The sequence below is a fragment of the Spirosoma gilvum genome, assembly GCF_054776815.1.
In genome coordinates this window covers 76198-102056 of the sequence record NZ_BAAHBH010000001.1, presented here as the reverse complement: position 1 = coordinate 102056, position 25859 = coordinate 76198, and the positions used below count along the sequence as shown (strand labels likewise).

Here is a 25859-nt window from a genome sequence, read left to right as displayed (position 1 = left end):
ACGAATGCCCAGTTGCTTTCGCGTCTGCCAACCTGAAACATTAAACCTGAAACATTATTCGGTGGACAGCGGAGCCAGAAATAGGCTCCGCTGAAACGAAAACTGTTCATTCGTACGGACCAGCAGGCCGTCGATCCAGACGGTCAGTCGCCGTTTTATTCGTTTGTTTACTCGTCCAAGCTGCATCTCCTGATCGTTCAGATCAACCCGTACCCGCACCTGCGTGAGCCGCTTTTCGTGTTCGGCAACGGAAGCTTCAATGGATTGCCGAACCTCCTCTTTCCAGCGGCTATTGGCCTGATTCGTAAAATCTTCGTCCCACAGACTACAGCCAAACGTTTCATCGAAACGCGACTCGGCAAAGTGCGTTGTCAGCATCAGATACAAGTTTTGGGCAATTGACTGCGGCAACGAACAGGTTGGATGCGATTTATGTTGCAATACCTCATCAAACCGCAGAGGTAACGCGTAATAAGGTTGTGACATGTCGGCCGTAACTTAAAACCGGAATAATATACCAGCACCTACACCAATGCTGTTCATCACTACATTATAGCTGTTGTTTTGGTAAACATCCAGACCATCCTGCTTGGTTGTTGTATATTCACCTTCGCTCTTATACTGATAGATGTACGAAGATTTACTAGTTACTACACCCGTTTTTGTATTTGTAGTGGTCGATGAATACATGGACTCTTTTGGCCGGAACGACTGGTTATAGGCAACGATTTCAGCAAATCCCCGCAAACTCTCACCTATCCGGAATTGAATACCTAACGCAGCCTGATAGCCAATAGCCAGTGAGTTCTCGCGGTAGTCAGTTCCACTGATGGTTGTAGTACCCGTACCCGTGGTTGGTGTATATACACTGTTGGAGCTCGTCTTATACTCCATAATAATTCCACCGACGAGGCCCAGCCGGTTGTAGATATAATAAGCTGGACGCGAAAGTGCCTTGAAGGTAATATTTGGCACTATCGACAAGACCCTTAGGGTTGTGGTCGTAGTACCCGTAGATGTATAGGTCGTATTTTTATAGTTGTTCTCTGTCGTTAAATCTGAGCCAAACAACATATCGGCATCAATTCCCAGGTTAATAAAATCACTGACAATCACCCCAACTCCGATACCAGCCCGTGGGCCAGCTCCAAGTCCGGCTGAATTGTTTTTAAAGCCCGTATTTGTCATACCTGACAAGCCCGACGTGTAACTGGTAGTCACTTGCGAGCCCGGTGTCAGCAAACCATAAAATCCATAGAGTTTTACGTAGAAAGGAGCTTCAACAGTCGCCTTGGTTGCCTTAGGTCTACTCGGCGCATTTTCGGTAAAGACTGACTCCGAGGGTCGACTTACTGTATTCAGCGAAGCTATTGTCTGAGCCTGCGTGGTGGCAATACTGACAACCAGACAGGTGAGTAGGAAAAGGTGGCGATGAGTAGTCATTGGGCATGTTATTTAGCGAGGTAAAACTGACACACGATTAGCCGTCTACACGGCCTGGCAACGAACTGTTCACCGATGAAGTGAAAGGCAAAATAAATCGTTTAACAGACAGCGTCATAGCGTATAACTACGTGTCTGAACGGGCAAAAATCCGGTTTTTACAGTCTGACGGCCCGATTGCTGTATATGTGAGCCTTGCCTACCAAAACCTGAGCATATGCCTGTGCTTATACTGGAATCCAGCTCATACTTAAAATAAAGGATAAACTCCTGATTTACAAGAGACATTGTGGGGCTTTGATGATAACTATACGTATATAACCCTTTTATATATTTAAAAATATTCTTATTTTAATATATATTAGCTCGAGCGTCTATTTATTGCCGTTTACGTACTCTATACTCAATTGATTCAATAGGGGGATTATCTTTAGAAGAGACGCAACGTAATGTGTCTCTATCTAAGGTATGTGGCAACAGTTTTTTAAAACAGTAGGTAGTATCTACAACTTCCTGATAGCGGTTCTACTTTCGGTCGTTTTAGGGGTTGTTACATGGGGTTGCTGGCAATTGTATCAGGAGGCACGTCTCCAGAGCGAGTTTGTCCGGGAAGGCAAATCAATTTCGGTAAAGGTCGATGAGGCACAGCACGACCAGCGATCCTGGCAGGATATACTGGGCAACAGTGCTTATCTGGCATTTAGGTATCAGGGCAAATCCTATACAACCCGTTATAGTATGGCCGACAACTATGTGGGTACGGGTGATCAGGTGGTCTTACTTTACCACCCTTCCTACGACACCTTCCGGCAACCGGAGCGCGTCGCCCCAGCCCATCAATCCATAAAGCAGTCGGCGCTGGTTAACTGGAGTTCGCTTCGGTCGGTAAGCAAGGAGAATCAGTTGCTGCTCTTTTGTATTATTCTGGCAACGGCATTCCTGTTTATGGCTTCAGGAGTGATTCTTTCGATTCTACCGCTCGATTCTCTACGGTATATTATCCAATCGGTATTGGTGATCGAGTTGTTAATAGCTGCCGTTTTTTTCACCTACGACATCTGGACGTATTTTCAATATTATCAGGCACTTAAAGCGAAAGGGCACCCTGAAACCGCTGTTGTCGTTTCAACGAACCGTCATGCCTTCCCGCGCAGCAACTCAAGTGACTGGGATGACTGGTATGATTATGATGCCACAGTGAATTTTCAGCACCAGAAACGGGTGATTCCGATAAGTGAAGATGATTACGACAGCCTGAAACCCAACGACTCGATCCGGGTGATTTACGACCCGTCGGTCGATGATGTTATGTCGGCCGACTATGCTGCGGATTATAAACAGATTCTAGTCCCTGTTGCCTTTTGGGTTATTGCGCTCGTCCTGCTCCGCTCGTGGATTTCAAAGATTTTTCCTCACCCCAGCCGACGCGTTGGCTGGGGTGAGGAAAAATAGGTCACAACACCAATTCTTCCTTCGCGTCGGTCGTCGTCGCGATGCGTTCGGCCTTCCCGACCATAAATATGTAGGCACAGGCGCCTATAAATTCGACAATACCAATAAATACGATGGCGGGTTTAAAATCGGTACCCGTAATCAAATGGCCAATGGTGATGGGGACGACAATCGAGGCCAGATTCCCCATGAAATTAAATACGCCCCCCGTTAAGCCAATCAGATGTTTAGGTGATAAAATCGACACGAATACCCACGAGATCAACGCCATACCTACACCGAAAAAGGCTAGGGACATGAAAAAGATAATCATGGCGACATCATCAGTATAGTTGGCGCCGATAATAACTACCGACAAGAGTAAACCTACAATAATCGGCGTTTTTCGGGCGACACTCACGGACGTTCCCTGTTTGACTAATCGATCCGATACAAAACCCGACAGGAGCAATCCGGCACAAGCTGCCAGAAAGGGAATCGATGCCAGATAGCCCGACTGTCTGAAATCGATGCCACGGTATTTGACAAGGTAGGTTGGAAACCAGGTTAGAAAGAACCAGAGTGTTGCATTAACCGAAAACTGCCCGATGTACACACCCCATAAGGTCCGTTTCGAAAAGATCAGTTTGAAGTTCTCCCAGCGCCATAGCGATGGGTTATCCGTCCCTGATTTCTTGCCATGAAATAGCCCCCCTCCTTCTTCAATGTAGTCCAGTTCGCTCTGGTTCACACGCGGATGATCCAAGGGATCGCGATAGAACAAGTACCAGACAATTCCCCAAATCAGTCCGACCAGCCCCGTAACGATAAACAGCCCTTTCCAGCCTGCATAATATTGAACCGTTACGAGAACCGGCGTCAGAAAAGCCAAGCCAATGAACTGCCCGGATACATACATGGAAATAGCCGAAGCCCGTTCGTTATCTGGAAACCAACTGGTTACGACCCGGTTATTGATCGGATAGGACGGCGCTTCAAACGTACCGGTCGCCAGGCGAAGCGAAAATAGGCTCAGAAATCCGCTGGCAATGGATTGCGCCATGGTAGCGATCGACCAGGTGACCAGACAAAAGGCGTATAAGATTCGTGGCCCAAACCGGTCGGCAATGATCCCACCCGGAATCTGTAGAGCAGCATAGGCCCACCCAAACGCCGAAAATATATTCCCTAACTCAACGGTCGATAATTGCAGATCTTTCCCAAGCTCGGTAGCCGCTACTGAAAGGTTAGCGCGGTCCAGGTAGTTGATCGCGACGTTGACAAAGACGAGCGCCAACATACCATAGCGCACACGGGTGGGCTTTTTATCTGTCGAGTGGTTCATTCGTTCGGGTAAGAGTTTATAAGTTTCGGTATACCGTGTTTATCTGGCTGTCCAGCCACCATCGACCGTAAGCATGGAACCAACCATGTAAGTACCGGCATCGCTGGCCAGAAAAATAGCGGCTCCCTGAATCTCCCGCAGTTCGCCCCAGCGGCCTAAGGCAGTCGCGCCTACAACAAACTTTTTGCCTTCTTCGGTATCGGCAATGGGCACATTCATAGCGGTTAAAAATGGACCGGGACAAATGGCGTTGACATTGATGTTGAACGGAGCCAGTTCAAGCGCTAAGGCTCGCGTCATTTGTACAACCGCCCCTTTGCTGGCAGTGTAGGGTGTGCGATTCGATAGCCCAACCAGACCAAGTGTACTGGCCAGATTGATAATCTTGCCCTGACCGGCCTGCTTCATATAAGGGGTAACCGCTTTGGAACTTAGCCAGGTGCCCGTCACATTGATGTCCATCACGCTGGTAAACTCGTCGAGCGTTAATTCGTCGATAGGCCCCCGGATGTTGATACCGGCACTATTGATGAGAATATCGATCCGGCCGAAGGTGTCGATGGCCGTTTTAGCCATGGCTTCGGTTTGTTCCTGTTTGGTAATGTCGGCGGCAAAGGCGATGGCTTTTACACCAAAATCCTGCGCTAACTCCTGAGCGGCTTTTTCGCATTCGTCGGCGTTCCGGCTCACCAGCACGAGGTTGGCTCCTGCTGATGCTAATCCAGCGGCCATGGCCAGCCCTAACCCTTTTGAGCCCCCCGTAACGATGGCTACTTTTCCTGTAAGATCAAACTGTTTTACTCCCGGTAATACGTCTTTTGTCATACTATTCTAAAAGATTATCAATTCATCTAGAACACAGATTTTTATGATTGATATGATTCTTTACGATCTGCGTAAATCATAGGGATCATAAAAATCTGCGTTCTATGCCTCTAAACCATTCCTAATTTTCCTTTGCTATAATTGATGCAGGCAACAATATTTTCTTCTTCAAGCGCCAGTTTCTCTTCGGCACTCAACTGCGATACTCTGGGCAGTCCACCGGGATATTTATGCTGCCGAACCATACGAAGGGAACGAGCGAGATCAGAACCGGGCAACGTCGGGAAGGTTTCCCAGTAGGCTTCGGTCAGGCAGGGGATTTCCAGCGGATCGCGTGTGATCATTTCCAGGCTAAAGGTGCCCGATGGATTAGACTTCTTGCAGAGGTCAACCATTTTTTGCAGGTCCAGAATACCCTTGCCCATAGGCACTTCCGACAGCAAAAACCCATTGGGATACTCTTCAACGGCCATGTCTTTCACATGCGTACTGAAGGTATAAGGAGCCAGCGTCTGCACAACCTCCATTGGGTCTTCAAGCAGGGAAATGCTGTTGCCAAAATCCAGCGTAACGCCTATCCATTCGCTGTTGACCTGCTTCAACAAATTGACCAGATCCGGAGCCCGCCAGTCTTTATGGTTTTCGACACCCAGTTTGACTTTATGTTTACGCAAGACAGGCTCGGCCAATTGCAGGGAAGCCAGAGCGTTCTTTTTCAGCTCGTCAAAGGCAGCAACTGAATGGTAGGTTTCGTACCGACGACCGCTTGAACAGACTGTCCGTAACACCTGCGCTCCAGCTTCTCTTGCCCCGATCACATCCTGTTCAAACTTGGCGACATCCTCCGCTTTTTTGGGGAGCCCAATTGAACCCTCCAGGTACAACCCCAGCTTCTCGCGTTTATCCCGCACCTGTTTGGCAAAATCGCTCGTCCAGCCATTGACAATCACCTGTACTCCCCCGGCACCCAGTTGATGACAGTGATCCAGCAGTTGAAGGGCGTTGGTAAAGGACGGATATTTCTTGCTATCCACTTTTGAATTCCACCGACTCCAGTACGAATGAACCACAATACCCATGCGTTTATCGGCCAAAAACTCAGGAAATTCGAGCAGCGACAAGGCCATTGCCCCTACCGAAGCACGTTGTAAAAAATCTCGTCTATCCATTTGGTTAAGGAATTTAATCTATTGTCATTCGGTAGTCATTCACGGTCATTTAATAGTCATTAAGTGGTCATTGATTGTCAGGCATAGTCATCGTCTTTGTGTGCCCTATGACTACTTAATGACTGTGTCTGACTATTAAATGACCACATAATGACCCTTAATTTCCATTCGCTGGCGCTTTGGCTTCGAGTATGTACTTGTTCAGTTCCTTAGCTGTCCAGGGCACTACTCTACCCTGCGAGAGTACCCGAGTCATGCCTACAGTCCGTCGCCCCATTGGCCCCGCATTGTTTCCCCATTCATTTCGGATGTAGGTCAGGATCGCCGTAATGGCTCCATCGTCCATGGTTGAATGCGAAGGCATTACGGGCAGAATCTCAGGGGCGTCGTAGACTTTTTTGCTGACTTCAATAGGCCCCTCAATACCGTGGAGTACAATGAGCGCCAGTCGTTTTTCGTCGCCCAGGACCCAATCGGAGCCAATGAGTGGCGGAGCAAATCGGGCCAGGCCAGCCCCATCGGTTCCGTGGCACCCCGAACAGGTGCTCAGGTAATGCTGGCGACCTAACACAAATAGTTTTTGCTCTTCGTCGTTCAGCAGGCTCTTTTTCTGCGCCACCGCTTTACTAGCCACGTGGCCGGGCCATTCAAACATCGTATTGAGCGTAGCCAGTCGCGATGGATCTACCTTCGATGCCGAACGGGTGAGCAGGCTGGGGGCCGCTGTCAGTTTAACAGGCTTCATTTTACTGCTGCTCCCACCCATCGACAAGCCGGTCAGAACGGCTTTCTGCTGCCAGCCTAACGGTTCTTTACCGGTATCTAGTTTGGCCAGTAGCGTAGCCAATTGAGCCGAGTTCCGGTTGCGGGCGATAGCCGTTGCCAGCATTTCGAGGAAAATCTCTTTCGTTGGCTCGTGAGCCTGCCATTGCGAAGACGCCAGCAGACGCTGTAAAAACCCAGCTTCCTGATCAGAAAGGCTACTCATCACCGCATCCCGGATGAGCGGAGAGTCACTATAGCGTTGCACAATGTTTGCCAGCAAGGGCTGGGCATCGGCTGGGTCAAGTACACTTGCAGAGAGTGCCATCTGGAGAATCTGCTCAATAGGTGCCTGTTCCCAGATACTGAGTAGTTGCTTACCGAGTTTTGCCCGAACGGTTTTATCGGCTTTGGCAAATGGCTCCAGCAATCGAATAGCGGTTGTTTCGACAAGCGTATTTGGATCAGCCAATAAGCCCAGCAGCATATCAGGCTTGCTCAACTTTAAGCCATCGATTGTCCATAAGGCATGAAAACGACCTAACGGCTGCCCGCCTTTTAGCACAACATCGGTCAATGCAGCGCCCACCTGTTTATCGGCCCGGTCGATCAGTAATCCCTGCGCCATATCCCGGTGCCAGCCATCCGGGCTCGACAATTCGGCCACCAATTCATCCGTTGATGCCTTCGAAAGTTTTTTTACGTTCGCTGCTTTCCAATTTTGGGGTACTATTCGCCAGATTCGTCCCCGATTGATGGGCAGAACCAGGTCACGGGCCAGGGTTTGTTCGCGTAAATACGGAGTCACATAAGCCTTATGCTGAATCAGCCCCCGGTACATATCGGCAATGTACAAAGCCCCATCAGGCCCCGTTGCCATATGAACCGGCCGGAAACGCTCATCGGTCGACGCTAAAAATTCGTTGCCAGGATGTGGATCATGAGCGGTCAGTGAAAGCCCTTTCGATTCGGTCACATTACGTTTAACCAGATTGCCTGCCGGTTCGCAGACGAATACATTGCCGTAATAGGCCGATGGCAGGGCCGTACCCCGGTAAAAAAGGGGCGAACAGGCAGCCGTAAACTCCAGCAAATGCCCTTCCTTATCTAACGTTCCCGGAATATAGCCCCGATTAACGGCCGGATTTGGCCGTATCGGATACACGCGCCGGTCGATGGTCAGGCCATGATCGATACCGGTTGTGGGTTTATGGTTTTTATTCCGCGACAGGTAGTTCGGCGGTACCAGATCGGCATGGAGCTGCGACCAGTTGTAGTTATAGTATAGCCGTCCCTGATCATCGTGGCTGATGCCCCACTGCCCACGAAACTCCGTGCTGTCGCGTATCCATTTATCTCCGGCCAGTTTATAGCGTACCCGTGCTTTGGCGTTGTAATACCAGTTATCCATGCTACGCCAAAGGCCATTGGGTGCGTGTTCGGGCAGACCGGTAGCGGCATACTGATCGTCGATGAGTGTTTTTGTATCGGCCTTCAGATCACCATTCGTGTCTTTGGTCAACCAGAGCGCACCGTTTTCAGCGATGAGTGCACCATTCGGTATCAGCGCAATAGCACGGGGCATTACCAGGCTATCGATATACACTTTACTGACATCCATACGGCCATCGCCGTTTGTATCTTCCAGTATCGATACCCGGCCCACCTTTTTTTCTTCGCCCGCTCCATCGATGTTCATCATGAAACCGCGCATTTCAACTACCCATAGCAGACCATCTTCATCGAAGGTCATCGCGACGGGATCTTCGACCATAGGCTCGGCCGCTACGAGCTGAATTTCCAGGCCGGGTTCGAGCTGAAACGTGCTGAGTTCTTCGGCGGGTGTTTTTGCGGGTGACGGCCCTTCGCCGGGCTCCGTTCGAACATTTGTTTTAAAACTGAGCAGACACAAAAAACCAAGACAAATCAGGCAGAAAAAATACGCAGGCTTAACCATGAGGCATAACGTAGCATTATTACCAGAAAAAGCATTATTAGCTAGATACTACTTGTGTAGCAACAGGGTTTATCGCTGTTCTACTGGTTAATTCAGTAGGTTCATTGGCATAAAGCAACGATTTTGATTAGTAAGTATCGTTTTGTAGATTTGTCAGTAGCTGAAGACATACTCAATTATGCAATTGCCTCTGAACATTCCCAAAATCGACCGCTTCACCGACGAAGAGTTAGTACAGTTCTGTCTGGCTAACCCGGACATGAAAATCGAGCGCGATGAAAATGGCACCGTATATATTGATATGTCTCCTACCCATCTATTGACCAGCGCGAATAATAGTGAATTGAATACCGAAATAGGTATTTGGAACCGAAAGACGAAAGCCGGTAAAGTAATCGATTCGAATGGCGGTTTCTTCCTGAGTGACCAATCAATGAAAGCACCAGATGTTGCCTGGATTCGGCGTGAACGCTGGGAAGCGCTTAGCAAAAACGAAAAGCATTCGTTTCCACATCTGGCTCCTGATTTCGTGCTGGAATTGGTAAGCGATTCCGATCACCTCGACACTGTTAAAGCGAAAATGGAGAAGTGGTTGACCAACGGCGTTCGACTAGCCTGGCTTGTTTCGCCCGATGAAAAGCTCACCTACATTTACCGACCCAATCAGTCTGTTGAAACAAAATCATTTTCTGAAACGCTGTTGGGCGACGATGTGCTGGTAGGATTTAAAACCATACTGTCCGAAATTCTGGAAGACTAATTTCCGGGCAGGAAAACGTTCAGTAAATTAAAAGTATAGTGCTGGCTACAAGCCTACACAAATCTATATCAACAAAAATCGCCAGTCGTTCATACTGGCGATTTTTGATATCCTGATAACTAGTCAACTGCAAGCTATTAATTGTTGCAGACGTACGTTTCGGCAACGGCGTTACTATTGCTATCGGTATATTTGATCAGCAATGAAGTTGGACTCAGAAACGATAAGGTTTGACTAATAGGGCCAATGGGATTGAACCCGCCAAACGTAACCGTTTTAGAAAGCGTTACAGTACCGTTGTTACACGTATATGGTCCTCCTCCTGAGCCACCTGTGCTGCAATACTCAGGATCTTTTAACAGAATAAACTGCTGCCCGAGCCTTCCTCCAGGAAAGGTAAGAATCAACCCTTGCTGACAAGCCGTAATGGCTTCAACGTTATTAATCGTTCGGCTCGTTAATCGCCAATTCACGCAAGTAGAAAGTCGGGTCGCGACATCATCGCAGGATATAGCAGGGGGGACACGGTGGTCGGCACATGACCAAATGGCAACTAAAAATGCGTAAAGCGAAAGGCGGAATAGAGTTTTCATTCTGTTTAGATAAGTAGGTGAGACAATTATAGTAAATCAGCAAGCAGCGACATAAGTTTCTGCCACAGCATTTCCCTTAGAGTCAGTATAGGTTAATAAAAATGAAGTGGGACTCAGAAAATTAAGGGTTTCAGTGAAAGGACCAGCAGAACTGAAACCACCAAAATCTACCGTTTTCGAAAGCGTAATTGTACCATTACTACAGGAATATCCCCCCTGTGCTATTCCCCCACAAAATTCGGGATCTACAGTTGAGATAGCCAACTGGCCGAATTTTCCTCCTGGAAAGTTCAGCGTTATCCCTCTCTGACAGGCTTGAATAGCTTCAACATTATTAACCGTCCGGCTGGTTAATCGCCAGGTAATACAAGTAGTAATCCGGCGGGTAAATTCTTCACAGGTAATGCCAGCCGGAATACGGTGATCGGTACACGACCAGATAAAGATTAAAAACGCGTAAAGCGAAAGGCGGAGTAGTATTTTCATATAATGGATGTGTTAAGAGGCTTAACCTACTCATACGTAGGTACTTACAAAACTAACTGTAAGTTTTAAACTTCCAACATATTATAATAAAATAAAAATAGAATTGTATTTAATCAATAAGAATAGTCATATTTAACCATAAAGAGCCACTATGATATGACTATAAAAAGCTATGAATCTAGTCCTAACCTATCAATATTGAATTTTTACAACTTCGCCTATAGCAAAACAAAAACGCCAGGTCTCACAACCCAGCGTTTTATCAATTATATGTAGTCTCCAGGAACAGCCTAAATCTGCGGCTGCTCAGCCAACACGTTTACGATTTCACGTATAGATTAAACCGCAGCCAGAGCCTTACGCTCGCCGATCTGCTGCCGCCACATGGCATAATACAATCCTTTCTGCGTGAGTAACTCCTCATGACAACCTTGTTCAACGATTTGCCCCTGCTCCAGCACAAAAATCCGGTCGGCATGTAGGATCGTACTCAGGCGATGGGCAATCAAAATCGTAATCTGTTGGTTCATAGCCGATACCGTCCGTACGGTATCAGTAATTTCCTCTTCTGTAAGCGAATCCAGCGCCGACGTGGCTTCATCAAATACGAGTAGGGCAGGTTTACGAAGCAAGGCACGGGCAATACTAAGCCGCTGCTTTTCACCGCCAGATACCTTAACACCGCCTTCGCCTATGACGGTATCGAGTCCTTGTGGAGCACGAGCCAGCAATGAGTCGGCAGCCGCCTGATGCAGGGCCGTCAGACATTCTTCATCGGTGGCATTGGGCGCTACAAAACGAAGGTTTTCGCGAATGGTTCCGGCAAACAACTGCGTATCCTGGGTAACAAAGCCGATTTGTTCCCGAAGTTCATCCAGATTGACGTCTGAGCCCGGAATACCATTGTACAGAATCTGCCCATTTAGCGGTCTGTATAAACCAACCAGCAGTTTAACGAGTGTCGTTTTTCCGGAGCCACTCGGTCCAACAAATGCCAGTGTTTCGCCCACCTTAGCGTCAAACGAAATACCATCCAGCGCTGGTTTAGCTGCGGTGAGGTGTTTGAAATGGACATCGTCAAAGGCCAATGTTCGTAGCGAATGAACTGGTTGTGGAAGGGCGGGCTGCACATCGCGGGGGGTATTCAGAATCTGCTGGAAATTGGCCAGTGACGCTTCCGTTTCCCGATATACGTTGATAATGTTGCCTAGTTCCTGCAACGGTCCGAAGATGGCGAAGGAGTAAATGAACAGCGAGAAAAACTCACCCACCGTAATGCGTTCCTGCACCACCAGAAACAGCATAAACAGCATGATTGCATTGCGAAGCAGGTTTACGAATGTGCCCTGCACAAACGACAATGACCGAATGTAGCGAACCTTTTTGAGTTCCAGCTTCAGAATCTTCTCGGTCGTAGCATTCAGCCGCTCGGTTTCCTGTTGGGCCAGACCAAGGCTTTTCACCAGTTCGATATTGCGCAGGCTTTCCGTCGTTGACCCCGCCAGGGCCGTTGTTTCGGCGACAATGGTTTTCTGAACGACCTTGATCTTTTTGCTCAGCAACGAACTCAGAATACCCAACAACGGAATGGTTAGGAAGTACACCGGAGCGATCGGCCAGTAGACCGTGGAGGCATACCACATCACAAACACGATGCCTACGACCGACGTAAAGAGCACGTTTACAAACGATTGAATAAGCTTTTCGACATCGGCCCGTACTTTCTGGAGCTTACCCAACGTTTCGCCGGAGCGCTGATCTTCAAACACCTGATACGGTAATTCGAGCGAGTGCCTAAGCCCATCTGTATAGAGCTTTGCTCCCAGTCGCTGGGTGATTACATTGACGTAATAGTCCTGAAAGTTTTTGGCGATCCGACTTACCATCGCTACGCCCAGTGCCTGTAAAATCAGCAGGCCAGCGCCATTTTTGAGAAAACCCCAGAAACTTAACGGGCGAAGGGCACCACCGGGCTTAACAACATACTGGTCAATAATTTTCCGAAAAATATACGGATCGAGCAGGGAGAAAATCTGGTTGATTGCGGCCAGAAACAGAGCAAGCGCCAATAGTCCCCAATAACGGCGTAAATAGCTGTAGAGAAGTTGCATATGTATTTGTGTAGGAGGTAAACAAGCAGCTAGGGCATGAAAGGCTGCTTTTAATACAACACAAAACGGATCATTTTAGATCATCTGTTTAAACGCAAAGGCGCAAAGATTTCGCAAAGCGAACAGGTTATTAGTCGCTTTTATCCTGCTGCGTTCTTGGCGAAATCTTTGCGCCTTTGCGTTTAAACCCGAACTTTACCACATGAAAAACGCCTTTTTACTTGCCCTTACCTTTAGTCTGTTAGTTGCCTGTGGTCGTTCCGAAAAAACGACGGAAAGCACGACGGTGTCAAAAGCTGACTCAATAGCCACCGAATCACCTACACCCAAAAACTGCAAAACCGTCATTGATGCAGATAAACTGGGCAAATCGGACGTGTATCAGGAATCAGCCAAGTCGATCAAAGTGGCCTTAACCCTAACTCAGGACACTAGCTCGACAGAAACGTCGGCTGGGTGTTATTTCAATAATGCCATTACCGTACTGGCAACAAAAAAATCAGGTAGTCAGCTCTTTAAACGTACGTTACTCAAAGATGACCTACTCTATTTTATCAAAAGCGATGATGTGGTAGAGCGCTCGGTTCTGAAAACTGTCACGTACAAACCGACCTTCAACAGCCAGCGATACATCAACCTCGTTATGCGCGTGATCGATCCTGTCAGCCAGAAAACATCCGACTACACCCTGTTTATGAATTACTTCGGGGAGATTGTGAAAGTGAAGTAAAACCCATAGAGATTAGCGATAAGCCTTATATAACCTCTCAGCAAGATCAAAAATATCTTGCTTTCTGGCGATAACGTCCACCCATGATTTTGGTATTGCGCCTAAGCCATAATACAACCCAACAAGTCCTCCCGTTATACCATAAACCGAGTATTTATAGACGGTCCTACTGCTATGACTGGAATTTTTGAAACGCCTGGTGTTATTACATCTACGAATCGGCGGATAGACCTTCCTTAGCTTCATCAACTACAAAGTCTGTATCTGGATGATCAACAACGTCTGTACCTTGCAGGCACTGATGCGGTTTGTGGCCGAGGACATTCGGGCGAAGCGTTTAGCTTTTGCAACAGCCAGAATAGTCGCGGAGTAGTTTATATTTCCAAAAAGCCACTACCCTAGCCTATCGCCACCCAGCCAATAACACTAGTAGCGGGTTACAACCAATTCGTTGTTATAACCCGCTACTAGTGAGAAACTCAGTAAAATCCTACAATGCTCCGGCCTTGATTTCTTCTACTACGGCAGGATCTAGAAGCGTTGTTGTATCACCGAGGTTACCTGTATCACCTTCGGCAATCTTGCGCAGGATACGACGCATGATTTTGCCCGAACGGGTCTTGGGAAGGCCTGTTACAAACTGAATCTTATCGGGTTTCGCAATGGGGCCAATCACCCGGCTTACGGTTGCCAGAATGTCGCGCTTGGTCAGATCAGCATCGTGTCCGCCAGGTTCCTGATCGGTGATTACGTACGCATAAATACCCTGCCCTTTAATGTCGTGCGGATAACCTACTACGGCACTTTCCACCACGCCCGTATGCATGTTGATGGCGTTTTCGACCTCGGCTGTACCAATCCTGTGGCCCGATACGTTCAGTACATCATCGACCCTGCCCGTAATTCGGTAGTAGCCATCTTCATCACGCAGGCAGCCATCGCCTGTGAAGTATAGGCCTGGATACGTGGCAAAATAAGTCTGGCGGCAGCGTTCGTGGTCACCGTAGGTCGTCCGTAAAATACCCGGCCAGGGGAATTTCATGCACAGGTTGCCACTTACGCCATTCCCTTCGATTTCCTTGCCATTTTCATCGACCAGAATCGGTTGAACGCCGGGTAAGGGGAGCGTGGCATAGGTCGGTTTGGTTTTCGTAATACCCGCCAGTGGAGAGATCAAAATACCACCCGTTTCGGTCTGCCACCAGGTATCGACAATCGGGCAACGGCCTTTACCAATATGTTCGTCGTACCAGTGCCAGGCCTCTTCGTTGATCGGTTCACCAACAGAGCCTAATACCTGCAAGCTACTCAAGTCATGATTTTCTACTTTGTCAAGACCAAATCCCATCAGCGACCGAATAGCCGTTGGAGCCGTATAGAGAATATCGACCTTATATTTATCAACAATATCCCAGAATCGACCGGCGTCGGGATACGTAGGAACACCCTCAAAAATAATCGACGTTGCCCCACAGGCCAGTGGACCATACACGATGTAGCTGTGTCCCGTAATCCAGCCAATATCAGCCGTACAAAAATGAGTCTGCCCTGGCTCATATTGAAACACATTCTGGAATGTATAAGCAGCATACACCATATAACCACCACAGGTATGAACCACCCCTTTGGGTTTACCCGTTGAACCCGAAGTGTATAGAATGAAGAGCATATCTTCGGCGTCCATTTCTTCGGCAGGGCATTCGGCAGTCACCTGCTTCAGCTCCTGTTCCCACCACACATCGCGCCCTTTCAGCATCGAAACCGGTGTTCGGGTACGAGTCAGCACAATAACTTTTTCGACACTTGGGCAACCAATAAGCGCATCGTCGACCGTACTCTTCAGCGGAATTTCTTTATTGCCCCGGTACGCACCGTCAGCCGTTACGACTACTTTACACTGCGCGTCATTGATCCGATCTGCAATGGATTGGGCCGAAAACCCACCGAACACAACGGAATGTATAGCTCCGATACGAGCGCAGGCCAGCACAGCGATGGCTAGCTCGGGTACCATCGGCATATAAATACAAACCCGGTCGCCTTTTTGTACGCCATTGCGTTTCAGCACATTGGCAAACCGACAAACCTGATCGTACAACATTTTGTAGGTCAGCGTAACGCCCGCTTCGGCCGGATCGTTCGGCTCCCAGATGATAGCGGGCTGGTCACCCCGCTCCGCCAGATGACGGTCAAGACAGTTTTCCGTAATGTTGAGTTTACCACCAATGAACCACTTTACATTGGGCTCTGTAAAATTCCATTGCAGGGTTTTGGTCCAGGGTTTACGCCAATGGAAATTCTGAGCAATTTCGGCCCAGAACTCCTCAGGGTCTTCTACGCTTTTCTGATAAGCAGCCTGGTACTCGTCAAAGGTTCGGATACGCATAATCAATTAGTGATTGAGCGAATGAGTGATTAAGTGAAAAGAACTTCGCGAACAAAGCTATTCACTCCTTTAGTCTTTCACTAATTCAGTCGCTAGATTTATATATCTGCCAGCCTATAGATTCAGTAAGTGAGAGAGTTGTCATTGGGTGTTTTTCGTAAAGGTTGACAACTACCTCATCAGGTTGTAACTTGCATAAAAGTAAGAATGAATATGAGAGATTTAATCCAGCTCGCTATTCCGGGATTCGTTATTCTGCTGGTTGCCGAAGTTATTGTGACAGCAGTTCAGCAGAAAGACTATTACGTTACCAAGGATACTGCCAGCAGCCTGTCGATGGGCATCGGGAACGTCATTATCAGTGCATTGATTGGGAAAGCGATGGTTTTTGGCGCTTTTACATTGGTGTATCAGTTTCGGTTGTTCACCGTTGACATGACAAAATGGTGGGCCTGGATGATTCTGTTCTTTGCTGAAGATTTTAGTTATTACTGGTTTCACCGTATCAGTCATAGCAGCCGCTATTTCTGGGCATCGCATGTGGTGCACCATTCATCCATGAAATACAATCTGGGAACAGCATTGCGGCAAACCTGGACCGGAAACGTTTCAGGAGCCTTTGTTTTCTGGCTATGGCTACCACTACTTGGCTTTCCGCCCATTGCCATTATGACCATGCAGTCGATCAGTTTATTGTATCAATTCTGGATTCATACTGAATTGGTCAATAAGTTCCCAGCACCCATCGAAGCCATTTTCAATACCCCTTCGCACCATCGGGTACATCATGGCTCCGACCTGGAGTATCTCGACAAAAATCACGCGGGTATTCTCATCATCTGGGATCGGCTATTTGGTACGTTTCAGAAAGAGCATCACCGGCCAACCTATGGACTAACCACCAATATCGATACCCATAATCCGGTTAGAATCGCCTTTCACGAGTGGGTTTCTATCGGACGCGACCTCCAACGAGCCCGATCAATCCGGGAAGCATTGGGCTATGTTTTTGGCCCGCCCGGCTGGAGTCACGATGGCTCCCGCAAAACGACGAAACAGTTACGGGCGCAGCAAAAAAAGGTTGTTGAACAGCAGGTTAATGCCTGACTATTGCCATTAAAAAGGTTGAGGTTGGTGTAGGCAAAAACGCTTTTTGCCACACCAACCTCAACCTTTTTAATGGCACAGGCCAAATCCTTTTAAACCTGTTCCGGGTTATTTATTCTAATGGACAAATAGAGTAAACAACCCGTTGATGTCGGTCTGAATGGCTCAACGTTCATGAATGCCTTTAGGCCTACGTCGACCTTAACTTAAATTCGTTATGAAAGTCGCCTTAAAAAGTCTGCTAGTTACGGCTCTGTTCATGAGCACTTTATCGTATGCAGATGCTCAGATTTACGTTCGTCGTCGACCGGCGCCCCCTCGCGTTATCATTGCTCGTCCACCGGCGCCATCTCCCCGCCATATATGGGTTCGTAATAACTGGGTTCCGAATGGTCAACAGTATCGCTGGCAAGGTGGCTACTGGGCCACTCCTCCCCGCCATCGGGCGGTGTGGGTTCCAGGTCACTGGGTTGCGCGCCCTCGTGGCTACGTCTGGATGCCCGGCTACTGGCGATAAGTTTAACTAGTCAAAAATGGTCAGGAGGGGTCAAGTTTAGTCAAGCGTGGTCAAAGGTTGTCAGAAATGGTAACTCATAGAAATCTGACAATCCTTGACCACTCCTGACCATTTTTGACAATCCCTGACTATTGCCTTTAAAAGAACTTCGTATTAGTCACATAGTTGATCAACTGCTGCGACTGGAAGACGTTGTTCATCAGGTCGATGTTATTCAACTGCGCCTGTTGGTACGTCTTTATTTTATCCAGATAATCGAGCAGACCAATCATACGAGCATTATAGGCTTTTGTGGCTTCAACCGAGATGTTACGAATCCGATCCAGATAGCCATCAGGACGTTCATTTAGTTGACTATAATACGTATTCAGCTTGTCGTAAGCGTTCAGCACATCGCTTTGTACCACTACCTGCTGATTCTCCAATCCACTCGTCACGGCCTTCAGGTTCGTCTCGGCCGACCGGATCGCTCCCTGATTTCGATTATGAAAAGGCAAATCCATTGACGCCTGAAAACCCAGAAAATTCACATAGGCGTTCCCATATTTCTCATACAGCAAACCCGTTGTCAGATCAGGCGTGCGACGTGCTTTTTCCAGCGTCAGGCTTCGCTGGGCATTGTTGATCTGCTCCTGCGAAATAGCAACATCGGGCCGGTGGGTTTGGGCAGAATCTAACGCCGTTGCCAGGGGCGGAACTGTTGTGCGAAGAGCAGGCAATTCGGTTGGCAGAATAAACGATTGAGCAGGCTGACGCAGCAATACCCGCAAGGTAGCCTGTTCATCAGCAATCTGGGTACGGTAATTGGCTCCATTCGCCTGAAGATCACGGATGGCCACCTCAAGTCGGGTAACTTCATAAGGGGCCACCCCACCCGACTGAAGCGCAATCCGATAGGATACGAGCAGTCGCTGTTGCCGCGCGAGTTCATCTTCGAACAGATGCAGTGCCTGCAAATCGTAATACAGGTTTGCGTAGGTCGAATAGAGTTGATAGTGCAGCGTCCGCATCAGATCCCGGAACGCTAGCTGAGTCAGCGATTTGTTACTCTCGGCCAGAGCCACCAGTTTGCTACGCTTGCCAGCCAGTTGAACAACCTGTTGCAGTTGCACCGCATAATAGCCGCTGTTATAAATTCCGGCAGCCATATCTGCCTGTGAGGGTCGACCAAAAGGGAGTACTTTATGCGTCTGTGGATTGTATAAATTACCCTGAAACCACAGGTTTGGGTTAGGACGTAAACCGGCCTGCGTGATGGCAGCATCGGCCATATCAACTTGATAGCGTTGGGCCAGCAACTGAAAATTCCGCTCCAGAAACAACTGCTCAAGCTGCGGTAAACTTTGCCGAATAGTATCGGATGGCGTACTAATTGTTTGCGCCAATGAGTGTGAACCTACGCCCAGTCCTAGCAAAAAACAAGTAAGTAAGCAGGCGTAGTGGAATCGAAAACGAAACATACTTGAAAGCGGATTAATTTTACCCGACTGATTAGGGGAGCAAATACCACTTTGCCTGTTAAGGGGTTGTTAAAGCCTTATTAATTCTTGCTTAAAAAGGGAAGTCAGAGCTGGTAGTTTATACGTATGCATAGGCTGGTAAAAACGCTTATGCCTGCTTTGGAGCTATCAGCCCGTGATTTGTGTAACCACAGCCGCCGTTTTTAGGTTAGAACACATTATGATTGCAGCTTTTCTTGTAGCGTGTTCATTGTGCCTGCCACCGGCCGATTCATCGGCAAGGTCGGATACCCTACAGCCTCGTCGACCGCGTATCCGGCCCGCTTTTAACGTCGATTTTCGCGATTCGTTTCTGGAACAGCAACATGTTAATGTTTGGGGAGTGAATGCCGGTATCGAATACGGAAAGAAGCGCCATCAACTGACTCTAGGCTATTACTGGATCAGCTACGCCACTTACCTGAGCCTGATCGACTGGCGACGTAATGCCGCCCGACGCATCAACCTGGCCTACTACACCCGTACCGATATGTGGTTTATGAGTATGATGTACTGGTTCAATATCACCAAAACCCCACAGTGGACCGTTAGCATTCCAATTGAACTAGGGGGCGGTGTAGCCTACGCGCTTCCGCTCGATCTGACGAAAGAAATGCCCGTGGATCGAAACCACCGGGACTTTTTGGTTCCGCTTCAGGCAGGTGTTTATGGCCAATGGAAAGCCACCCGCTGGTTCGGTCTGAGCGCACAAATTGGCTATCGAATATCGGTCTTCCAAACGGCTATCAATCAGAATTTCAACGGGAGTTATTACAGTATTGGCCTCAATATTTATCCAGCCCTCGCAACGGATGTCTGGCGATGGATCAGGAAGAAAGAGCGAATTTCGCCTTTACACCCTCCTTTGCCACCAAAACCATGACTGAGCCTCCCAAATCGTCTTTACCGAAACTCAGTTGGCTACAGCGACCGGTTTCCCATTACAACCGCCGGTCGGCTGATTTTGGCAATCCTCATGATTGTTGGCGTTGGGCTGTTTGGCCCCTTTACGGGATACGTCGCAAATTTCCTTGTCGAAGATGAGCAGGAACAGACCGATAATGACATTTAAAACGCTAATCAGTGAGGTCAGGCAACTGCGGGAGAAGATTGAGGAAATGGAGAATCGAGGGCGATAAAATTCTATCTTTATTAGTGGTGACCGATACGGGAATCGAACCCGTGTTACCACCGTGAAAAGGCGCTGTTCTACTTATATCAATCTCACTTTTACTTTCCAACTACCTCTCCTTGGCCACACTGGCTGATAAATCATACAACAACCAGGCTTTATTTTCGATGGATGCCGATTTTTTTCGGATCAGATTATAAAATCGGTGATCCCAACTGGTTCGTTGCCATTAGCATGAATTAGTACCAGACTTCCTTGTTTAGGCTGTTGGTTTTTGGCCAGCCAGGCATCGCTCCCGATTGGCAATAGCCCGAATGCCAGGATTCGATTAAAAACGGACTTGTCGGATACCAGTCCCGGAAATCGGAAGAAAATGGAAGGCGTCAATCCGTTTTGGAGCATAGCCTGCTCATTCAACAATACCTCCGCGTTGAGGTCAGTTGACGCTTCTAGCAGAAAATTGGTTTGAAGGGGTAAGCGAGGGTCATACCGATGATGGTACGAATGATTGACCCAGGTAATAGTCAGCTCACCCCGACTTACCAGATTTTTCAGATAGGCTAAATCTTGGGCATGATTCGCCATCCATAGCCCCATAATGGTAATCGTAACCGGTATAGGTTTTTCTTCCGGCTCAAACACCCGAATGAGTTGCTCAAAAACCGGGCGAGTCAGCGGCTTGGTCGACGGGCACAGGTCAATAGTCAGGCCAATCCACATTCTATAATCGGTAAGCTGGCCGAATGCAGACCAGCTTACCAGAATGAACAAAGCGCCTGCCAGGAGCAAACGAATAGGCGGCATACTTAAAAACCTGTAGCCGTGTACGAAGTCGATACTACCCGATTCCAGTCGGGATGACGTTTCAGGTAAGCACTGACAAACGGGCAAAGTGGCACAATTTTCAGATCATGTTGTTCCGTATATTCTAAAACGCCCTCTACTAATTTAGAACCGATACCATGGCCTTCCAGACTAGGATCGACCTCGGTATGGACCAGTGCAATCGTTTCGCCATCGACTTTCTGATATTCGACTATGGATAATTTACCATCGGTTTCCAGTTCGAACCGATGGAGATGGGTATTGTTATGGATGTTATTCATGAAATTGGGGGCCCTGTTGTCTTACTATTTTCGCGACGAATGTCGGCTTTTTGCCAACCTCTCGGTTTGTATCTGCAAAAGAACCAAAAGAAACAATAGAATCCTCAGAATTGGTAGAAACACTATTTAACTCATCCATCGTAATTTGCGCCTATCATTCCAATTGCTGCTTTATGAACCGTCTTGACCGACTGACTGCCATTCTGATTCACCTGCAAACCAAACGGGTTGTCCGCGCTCAGGAGCTGGCCGACCGTTTTGGCATTAGCCTGCGAACTGTATATCGGGATGTGCGATCACTGGAAGAAGCCGGTGTTCCGATTGGTGCCGAAGCGGGCGTCGGCTATTTTCTGACCGATTATCATTTACCGCCCGTGATGTTTACCAGTGCCGAAGCCAGTGCGCTACTCATGGGAAGTAAGCTCATTGAACGGTGGGCCGATGCTTCGGTTCGGGCTGAGTTTGAATCGGCCTTATATAAGATCAAATCGGTCCTGAAACGTACCGACCAGGAACGACTGGACGATCTGGACGCGCATATCGCTGTCGCCAAGCCGAGACATCGCCAACCGTATTCCGACGGATTACTGACTCATATTCAGCATGCCATTGCCCAAAACAATGTGCTGCTGCTGCGGTATCATTCACAGTATAACGATGCCGAAACGGAGCGGGAAGTAGAGCCTGTCGGCCTTCACCACTACCGAATGGGCTGGCATCTGATCGCTTTTTGTCGAACGCGTCAGGACTATCGCGATTTCCGGGTCGATCGAATCCGGGAGCTTACCAACACAGGCCAGCGATTCGCCCGGCCAGAACGACTATCGTTGCAGGAATACCTTAACCGAATGGGCAAAGACTGGGCTATTTTTGAGGCTACCGTTGTCTTCCCTAAGTCGATGATTCGTTACCTTCAGGAAGAGCGGTATGCCTACGGTTTCCAGCACGAAGAAGACTTAGGCGATCAGGTTCGCATGGTTTTCCAAACACCTTATCTGGAAGGCCTGGCTCGCTGGCTACTGATGTATGGTAATGCCGTAACCATTGAACAATCAGAATCGCTTCGGGCACTGGTCCAAAAATTGGTCGATGAACTACAGACACACTATTTAGCTCATCCAGTTGCGGGATAATATGAATTACAAACTGTTAACCTACCTACTCCTGCTTTACTTTATGTTAACAGGAGTTTGGTCCTGTCGGCCAGAAAAAGAATTAATTGGAATGCCAGCCGGTAAGACGCCAATTACGCTTCAAGAGGCCAAAGGCTGGTATACTGGTCGATTGAACGACAAAGCACGAGACAACATAACTGACAATCGCTTAATCTATTGGGACGGAGCCCAGAACACACGATTGGCAAATGGAACTCCCGCTGTTAGTGTCCCCTTGTACTACAATTATCGAAAGCCCTTAGTTATTGCACAGGGCTCTTCTTTCCAGGCTCAAAAAGATAAACTGCCTACTTTGGATCAGCCAATAGTCGATTTTCAAAAACGTTTGATCATTAGTAAGGATGAACGGGGTGAATATCGTTGCTGTATTCTGGTCGTACTTCCAACGGATGCTTACCGAATGAATCATAAAGGCCTTTCACCTAGCAACTTTTCAGGCAGTCTACTATATTATAATGAGAAGGAGACCGATTTTTGGGTTGGTATGCAGTATAACGAGGGACGGCTGGAGCAAGTTTTTCGGGATAATCCAGGTAAACAGGCTCAATCTGGCTGTTATAAAGCGCTCTATCAATCACAGGCCCCTACCAGAGTCGAAGGGCTTAAACTTAGGTTAGCTGCCAAGACCAAGCAACTCAATATTCCTATGATTTTTCAGGATAAGTCAGGCGTGGTTTACAGCCTCTTTGAGATTGTACATACAGATTGTCGTACCGGGCAGATCGGGGCGCCCCTTGCTAACTAGGATTAATTTATTGCGTTATGCTGCTTCGGTAAAACCCTGTCAGTTATTTCATTCAGCATAATACAAAAAACCTCAGGTTACAACCTACTGACATAGGGTTGTCAGTCAGGGAGTAGAACTTTGTCGAAGATCAACAGAAAAGCCATGCGCCAAGACTTAATCGTATCCCAATCCATCGCCATCAGCGCCAGCCCAGCTCGTGTTTGGGAAGTACTAACCAATCCAGCCCTTATTCAGGAATATTTGTTCGGTACCCAAACCCTGACCGACTGGAACGTTGGCAGTGAAATTGTTTTTCAGGGTGAATATGAAAATCAATCCTATCGCGACAAGGGTGTCATTCTGGAAAATGTGCCCAATCAATTACTCAGCTATAGCTACTGGAGCGGCTTTTCGGGCCTGGAAGACAAGCCCGAAAACTACTCAACAGTTACCTATCGGATCGTTGCAAAGGAGCCGAACCAGACTGAATTTACCTGGACTCAGCAAGGTTTTGGCACAGAGGACGGCTACAACCATTCCTTAAATGGCATGGATGACTTTCTGAAGCAGATCAAGGAGATAGCGGAACGAGAAAAATAGTAGTTAGGGATAGTCAAGTGTGGTCAGAAGTAGTCAAGGATGGCAATACGTTAGTAAACAATACCTGACCACTCCTGACTACGCTTGACAATTCTTGACTATTTAAACGCCGGAATGCCGGTAATTTCGGCCCCCAGAATCAGCAACTGAATATCGTGAGTACCTTCGTAGGTGCTCACCGATTCGAGGTTCATCAAGTGCCGCATGATTGGGTATTCGCCCGAAATACCCATCGCCCCCAGAATTTGTCGGGCTTCCCGAGCGGTTTTTAAGGCCATTTCAACATTGTTGCGCTTGGCCAGCGAAATCTGAGCGACCGTAGCCCGATCCTCATTCTTCAACATACCCAGCCGCCAGCAAAGCAGTTGTGCCTGGGTAATATCGGTCAGCATTTCGGCCAGTTTCTTCTGAATAAGCTGAAAACTGGCGATGGGCTTATTGAACTGAATGCGCTCAAGAGCATATCTCCGGGCCACTTCGTAACACTCCATGGCTGCCCCGACAGCCCCCCAACAAATGCCATAGCGGGCCTGTTCCAGGCATTTTAGGGCGCTTTTTAGTCCATACGCATCAGGCAAAATATTCTCCTTAGGCACCTGTACATCCCGAAATACCAGCTCACCTGTACTGCTCGCCCGTAGCGACCATTTGTTTTTGATTTCGGCCGTTGTAAACCCTTCCATGCCCCGCTCCAGAATCAATCCCCGAACCTTTCCCTGATCGTTCCGAGCCCAGACGATGGCTATATCGGCAATGTTGGCGTTGGTAATCCAGAGCTTCGAGCCGTTGAGCAGGTAATAATCGCTGCGCTCGATGAAGTTCGATTCCATACCGCCCGGATCAGAACCGTGATTGGGTTCTGTGAGTCCAAAGCAACCCAGCATTTCACCCTTTGCCAGTTTGGGCAGGTATTTCTTTTTCTGCTTTTCTGAGCCAAACGTTAGAATGGGATACATTACCAGCGAGTTTTGCACGGATACGCATGAACGCATACCCGAATCGCCCCGCTCAATCTCCTGGGTCATCATACCATACGAAATCTGATCCAGTCCACCACCCCCATACTCGGTCGGGATGGTAGCGCCGAACACCCCAATCTGGCCGAATTTTCGAACCAGATGTTGCGGAAATTCCGCTCGCTGGGCATACTCTTCGGCAATGGGTGTTATCTCGCGCTTCACAAAATCACGCACAGCCGAGCGAACCAGTTTATGTTCGGCCGTAAACAGATCATCGAGGTTGTAGAAATCCGGCGATTCAAACGTATCGACCTTGTTTCTGGGGGGAGTTATGGATTGCGATTGCATAGTGGGTTAACCGAAAAAAACGGGGCTTGTTGTAGGAATAGGGGATTTTTTGCCAATTTACAAGAAGAATTCCTTATCCGTTCAGGCCAATAGTTTCTGGCTGACCGATAGGCCAAAACATTTCTATGAAAATCCACATTTTCGGAGCTTCAGGTGCCGGTGTAACCACGCTTGGTAAAGCACTGTCGGAGCAAACAGGCATTCCCTATTTCGATACTGACGATTTTTACTGGATACCCTCGAATCCACCCTACATCACCCGCAGAGACCCCATTGAGCGTACTACTTTACTGGTCGAGGGGCTGAGTCAGTCAACAAGATGGATTGTTGGAGGATCACTCTTAAACTGGGGTGACCAATGGCCTTCATCGTTTGATCTGGCGGTGTTTCTCTGGGTTCCTCCTGCTTTACGATTGGAGCGGTTGAAAAAACGTGAGTTTCAGCGGTATGGCGATGTGATTTTTACCGACAAAGATCGTAACCAACAATACGAAGAATTCATCGACTGGGCGTCGGGCTACGATACCAATGTAGCGCATGGACGAACGCTACAGGCTCATGAAAACTGGATGCAGAAACTCACTTGTCCGCTTGTCGAACTGCGGGGAGAACATTCCGTAGACGAACGGTTGACCATCGTTATGAAACAAATGGCGTTGCAGCAGTATAGTTAAGAATGGAGCCCTATGTA

25 protein-coding genes are annotated in these 25859 nt (G+C 48.1%); 11 read left to right on the top strand and 14 right to left on the bottom strand.

What is annotated here, in order from left to right; translation table 11 throughout:
* Positions 1-54 precede the first annotated feature (54 nt).
* Both ACYVFD_RS00385 and ACYVFD_RS00380 read right to left on the bottom strand, forming a co-directional pair.
* Entirely contained in the window at positions 55-486 is a 432-nt protein-coding gene (locus ACYVFD_RS00385; RefSeq protein ID WP_461087390.1) for a GPW/gp25 family protein, read from the bottom strand.
* Between the two features lie 12 nt (positions 487-498).
* A complete protein-coding gene (locus ACYVFD_RS00380) occupies positions 499-1443 on the bottom strand; it encodes a hypothetical protein (protein ID WP_461087388.1) in 945 nt (314 codons plus the stop codon).
* 468 nt (positions 1444-1911) lie between these two features.
* On the opposite strand from ACYVFD_RS00380, the gene ACYVFD_RS00375 reads away from it, so the two are divergent.
* Positions 1912-2895, top strand: a complete 984-nt coding sequence (locus ACYVFD_RS00375) for a hypothetical protein (protein WP_461087386.1) — start codon at positions 1912-1914, stop codon at positions 2893-2895.
* Between the two features lies 1 nt (position 2896).
* Here the strand turns inward: ACYVFD_RS00375 and ACYVFD_RS00370 are convergent, their stop codons facing one another.
* From ACYVFD_RS00370 to ACYVFD_RS00355, 4 genes are all read right to left on the bottom strand, one after another.
* Complete coding sequence (locus ACYVFD_RS00370) at positions 2897-4219, bottom strand: MFS transporter (RefSeq protein ID WP_461087384.1); 1323 nt, start codon at positions 4217-4219, stop codon at positions 2897-2899.
* Between the two features lie 39 nt (positions 4220-4258).
* Complete coding sequence (locus ACYVFD_RS00365) at positions 4259-5044, bottom strand: SDR family NAD(P)-dependent oxidoreductase (RefSeq protein ID WP_461087382.1); 786 nt, start codon at positions 5042-5044, stop codon at positions 4259-4261.
* A 110-nt stretch (positions 5045-5154) separates the two neighbouring features.
* Positions 5155-6213: a sugar phosphate isomerase/epimerase family protein gene (locus tag ACYVFD_RS00360; RefSeq protein WP_461087380.1), complete on the bottom strand. Its 1059-nt coding sequence runs from the start codon at positions 6211-6213 to the stop codon at positions 5155-5157.
* Between the two features lie 157 nt (positions 6214-6370).
* Entirely contained in the window at positions 6371-8932 is a 2562-nt protein-coding gene (locus tag ACYVFD_RS00355) for a DUF7133 domain-containing protein (protein ID WP_461087378.1), read from the bottom strand.
* Positions 8933-9110: 178 nt separating this feature from the next.
* Between ACYVFD_RS00355 and ACYVFD_RS00350 the strand changes: the two genes are divergently transcribed.
* Positions 9111-9692 carry a Uma2 family endonuclease gene (locus tag ACYVFD_RS00350; protein WP_461087376.1) on the top strand — a complete coding sequence of 194 codons (582 nt, stop codon included), beginning with the start codon at positions 9111-9113 and terminating at the stop codon, positions 9690-9692.
* Positions 9693-9829: 137 nt separating this feature from the next.
* On the opposite strand, the gene ACYVFD_RS00345 is transcribed toward ACYVFD_RS00350, so the two are convergent.
* The 3 genes from ACYVFD_RS00345 to ACYVFD_RS00335 form a co-directional block, all read right to left on the bottom strand.
* The gene (locus ACYVFD_RS00345; RefSeq protein ID WP_461087374.1) at positions 9830-10285 is read right to left on the bottom strand and encodes a hypothetical protein; all 456 of its coding nucleotides are present in this window, start codon (positions 10283-10285) and stop codon (positions 9830-9832) included.
* Between the two features lie 36 nt (positions 10286-10321).
* Positions 10322-10771, bottom strand: a complete 450-nt coding sequence (locus ACYVFD_RS00340; RefSeq protein ID WP_461087372.1) for a hypothetical protein — start codon at positions 10769-10771, stop codon at positions 10322-10324.
* A 338-nt stretch (positions 10772-11109) separates the two neighbouring features.
* Complete coding sequence (locus tag ACYVFD_RS00335; protein ID WP_461087370.1) at positions 11110-12882, bottom strand: ABC transporter ATP-binding protein; 1773 nt, start codon at positions 12880-12882, stop codon at positions 11110-11112.
* Positions 12883-13084: 202 nt separating this feature from the next.
* On the opposite strand from ACYVFD_RS00335, the gene ACYVFD_RS00330 reads away from it, so the two are divergent.
* A complete protein-coding gene (locus tag ACYVFD_RS00330) occupies positions 13085-13612 on the top strand; it encodes a hypothetical protein (RefSeq protein ID WP_461087368.1) in 528 nt (175 codons plus the stop codon).
* A gap of 490 nt (positions 13613-14102) precedes the next feature.
* On the opposite strand, the gene acs is transcribed toward ACYVFD_RS00330, so the two are convergent.
* On the bottom strand, positions 14103-15998 hold the full coding sequence (acs, locus tag ACYVFD_RS00325) for an acetate--CoA ligase (protein WP_461087366.1): 1896 nt from the start codon (positions 15996-15998) through the stop codon (positions 14103-14105).
* A 213-nt stretch (positions 15999-16211) separates the two neighbouring features.
* Here acs and ACYVFD_RS00320 point away from each other — a divergent pair, with 213 nt between their 5' ends.
* Both ACYVFD_RS00320 and ACYVFD_RS00315 read left to right on the top strand, forming a co-directional pair.
* Entirely contained in the window at positions 16212-17105 is an 894-nt protein-coding gene (locus tag ACYVFD_RS00320; protein ID WP_461087365.1) for a sterol desaturase family protein, read from the top strand.
* 217 nt (positions 17106-17322) lie between these two features.
* A complete protein-coding gene (locus ACYVFD_RS00315) occupies positions 17323-17622 on the top strand; it encodes a hypothetical protein (protein WP_461087363.1) in 300 nt (99 codons plus the stop codon).
* A gap of 137 nt (positions 17623-17759) precedes the next feature.
* Here ACYVFD_RS00315 and ACYVFD_RS00310 read toward each other — a convergent pair whose 3' ends face one another.
* Entirely contained in the window at positions 17760-19082 is a 1323-nt protein-coding gene (locus ACYVFD_RS00310) for a TolC family protein (RefSeq protein ID WP_461087362.1), read from the bottom strand.
* Between the two features lie 220 nt (positions 19083-19302).
* Between ACYVFD_RS00310 and ACYVFD_RS00305 the strand changes: the two genes are divergently transcribed.
* Together ACYVFD_RS00305 and ACYVFD_RS00300 are read left to right on the top strand one after the other, a co-directional pair.
* Complete coding sequence (locus ACYVFD_RS00305) at positions 19303-20004, top strand: hypothetical protein (RefSeq protein WP_461087360.1); 702 nt, start codon at positions 19303-19305, stop codon at positions 20002-20004.
* Between the two features lie 81 nt (positions 20005-20085).
* Complete coding sequence (locus ACYVFD_RS00300) at positions 20086-20193, top strand: hypothetical protein (protein ID WP_461087358.1); 108 nt, start codon at positions 20086-20088, stop codon at positions 20191-20193.
* Between the two features lie 249 nt (positions 20194-20442).
* Here the strand turns inward: ACYVFD_RS00300 and ACYVFD_RS00295 are convergent, their stop codons facing one another.
* Together ACYVFD_RS00295 and ACYVFD_RS00290 are read right to left on the bottom strand one after the other, a co-directional pair.
* Complete coding sequence (locus ACYVFD_RS00295) at positions 20443-21057, bottom strand: polysaccharide deacetylase family protein (protein WP_461087356.1); 615 nt, start codon at positions 21055-21057, stop codon at positions 20443-20445.
* Positions 21058-21059: 2 nt separating this feature from the next.
* Positions 21060-21359 carry a GNAT family N-acetyltransferase gene (locus ACYVFD_RS00290; protein WP_461087354.1) on the bottom strand — a complete coding sequence of 100 codons (300 nt, stop codon included), beginning with the start codon at positions 21357-21359 and terminating at the stop codon, positions 21060-21062.
* A gap of 173 nt (positions 21360-21532) precedes the next feature.
* On the opposite strand from ACYVFD_RS00290, the gene ACYVFD_RS00285 reads away from it, so the two are divergent.
* From ACYVFD_RS00285 to ACYVFD_RS00275, 3 genes are all read left to right on the top strand, one after another.
* Positions 21533-22492, top strand: a complete 960-nt coding sequence (locus ACYVFD_RS00285; protein ID WP_461087352.1) for a helix-turn-helix transcriptional regulator — start codon at positions 21533-21535, stop codon at positions 22490-22492.
* 43 nt (positions 22493-22535) lie between these two features.
* Positions 22536-23279, top strand: coding sequence for a hypothetical protein (locus ACYVFD_RS00280; RefSeq protein WP_461087350.1), 744 nt, complete (start codon positions 22536-22538; stop codon positions 23277-23279).
* 144 nt (positions 23280-23423) lie between these two features.
* Positions 23424-23861, top strand: coding sequence for an SRPBCC family protein (locus ACYVFD_RS00275; RefSeq protein WP_461087348.1), 438 nt, complete (start codon positions 23424-23426; stop codon positions 23859-23861).
* A gap of 98 nt (positions 23862-23959) precedes the next feature.
* Here the strand turns inward: ACYVFD_RS00275 and ACYVFD_RS00270 are convergent, their stop codons facing one another.
* Complete coding sequence (locus tag ACYVFD_RS00270) at positions 23960-25168, bottom strand: acyl-CoA dehydrogenase family protein (RefSeq protein ID WP_461087346.1); 1209 nt, start codon at positions 25166-25168, stop codon at positions 23960-23962.
* Between the two features lie 125 nt (positions 25169-25293).
* Between ACYVFD_RS00270 and ACYVFD_RS00265 the strand changes: the two genes are divergently transcribed.
* A complete protein-coding gene (locus ACYVFD_RS00265; protein WP_461087344.1) occupies positions 25294-25842 on the top strand; it encodes a P-loop NTPase family protein in 549 nt (182 codons plus the stop codon).
* Positions 25843-25859: the final 17 nt, after the last annotated feature.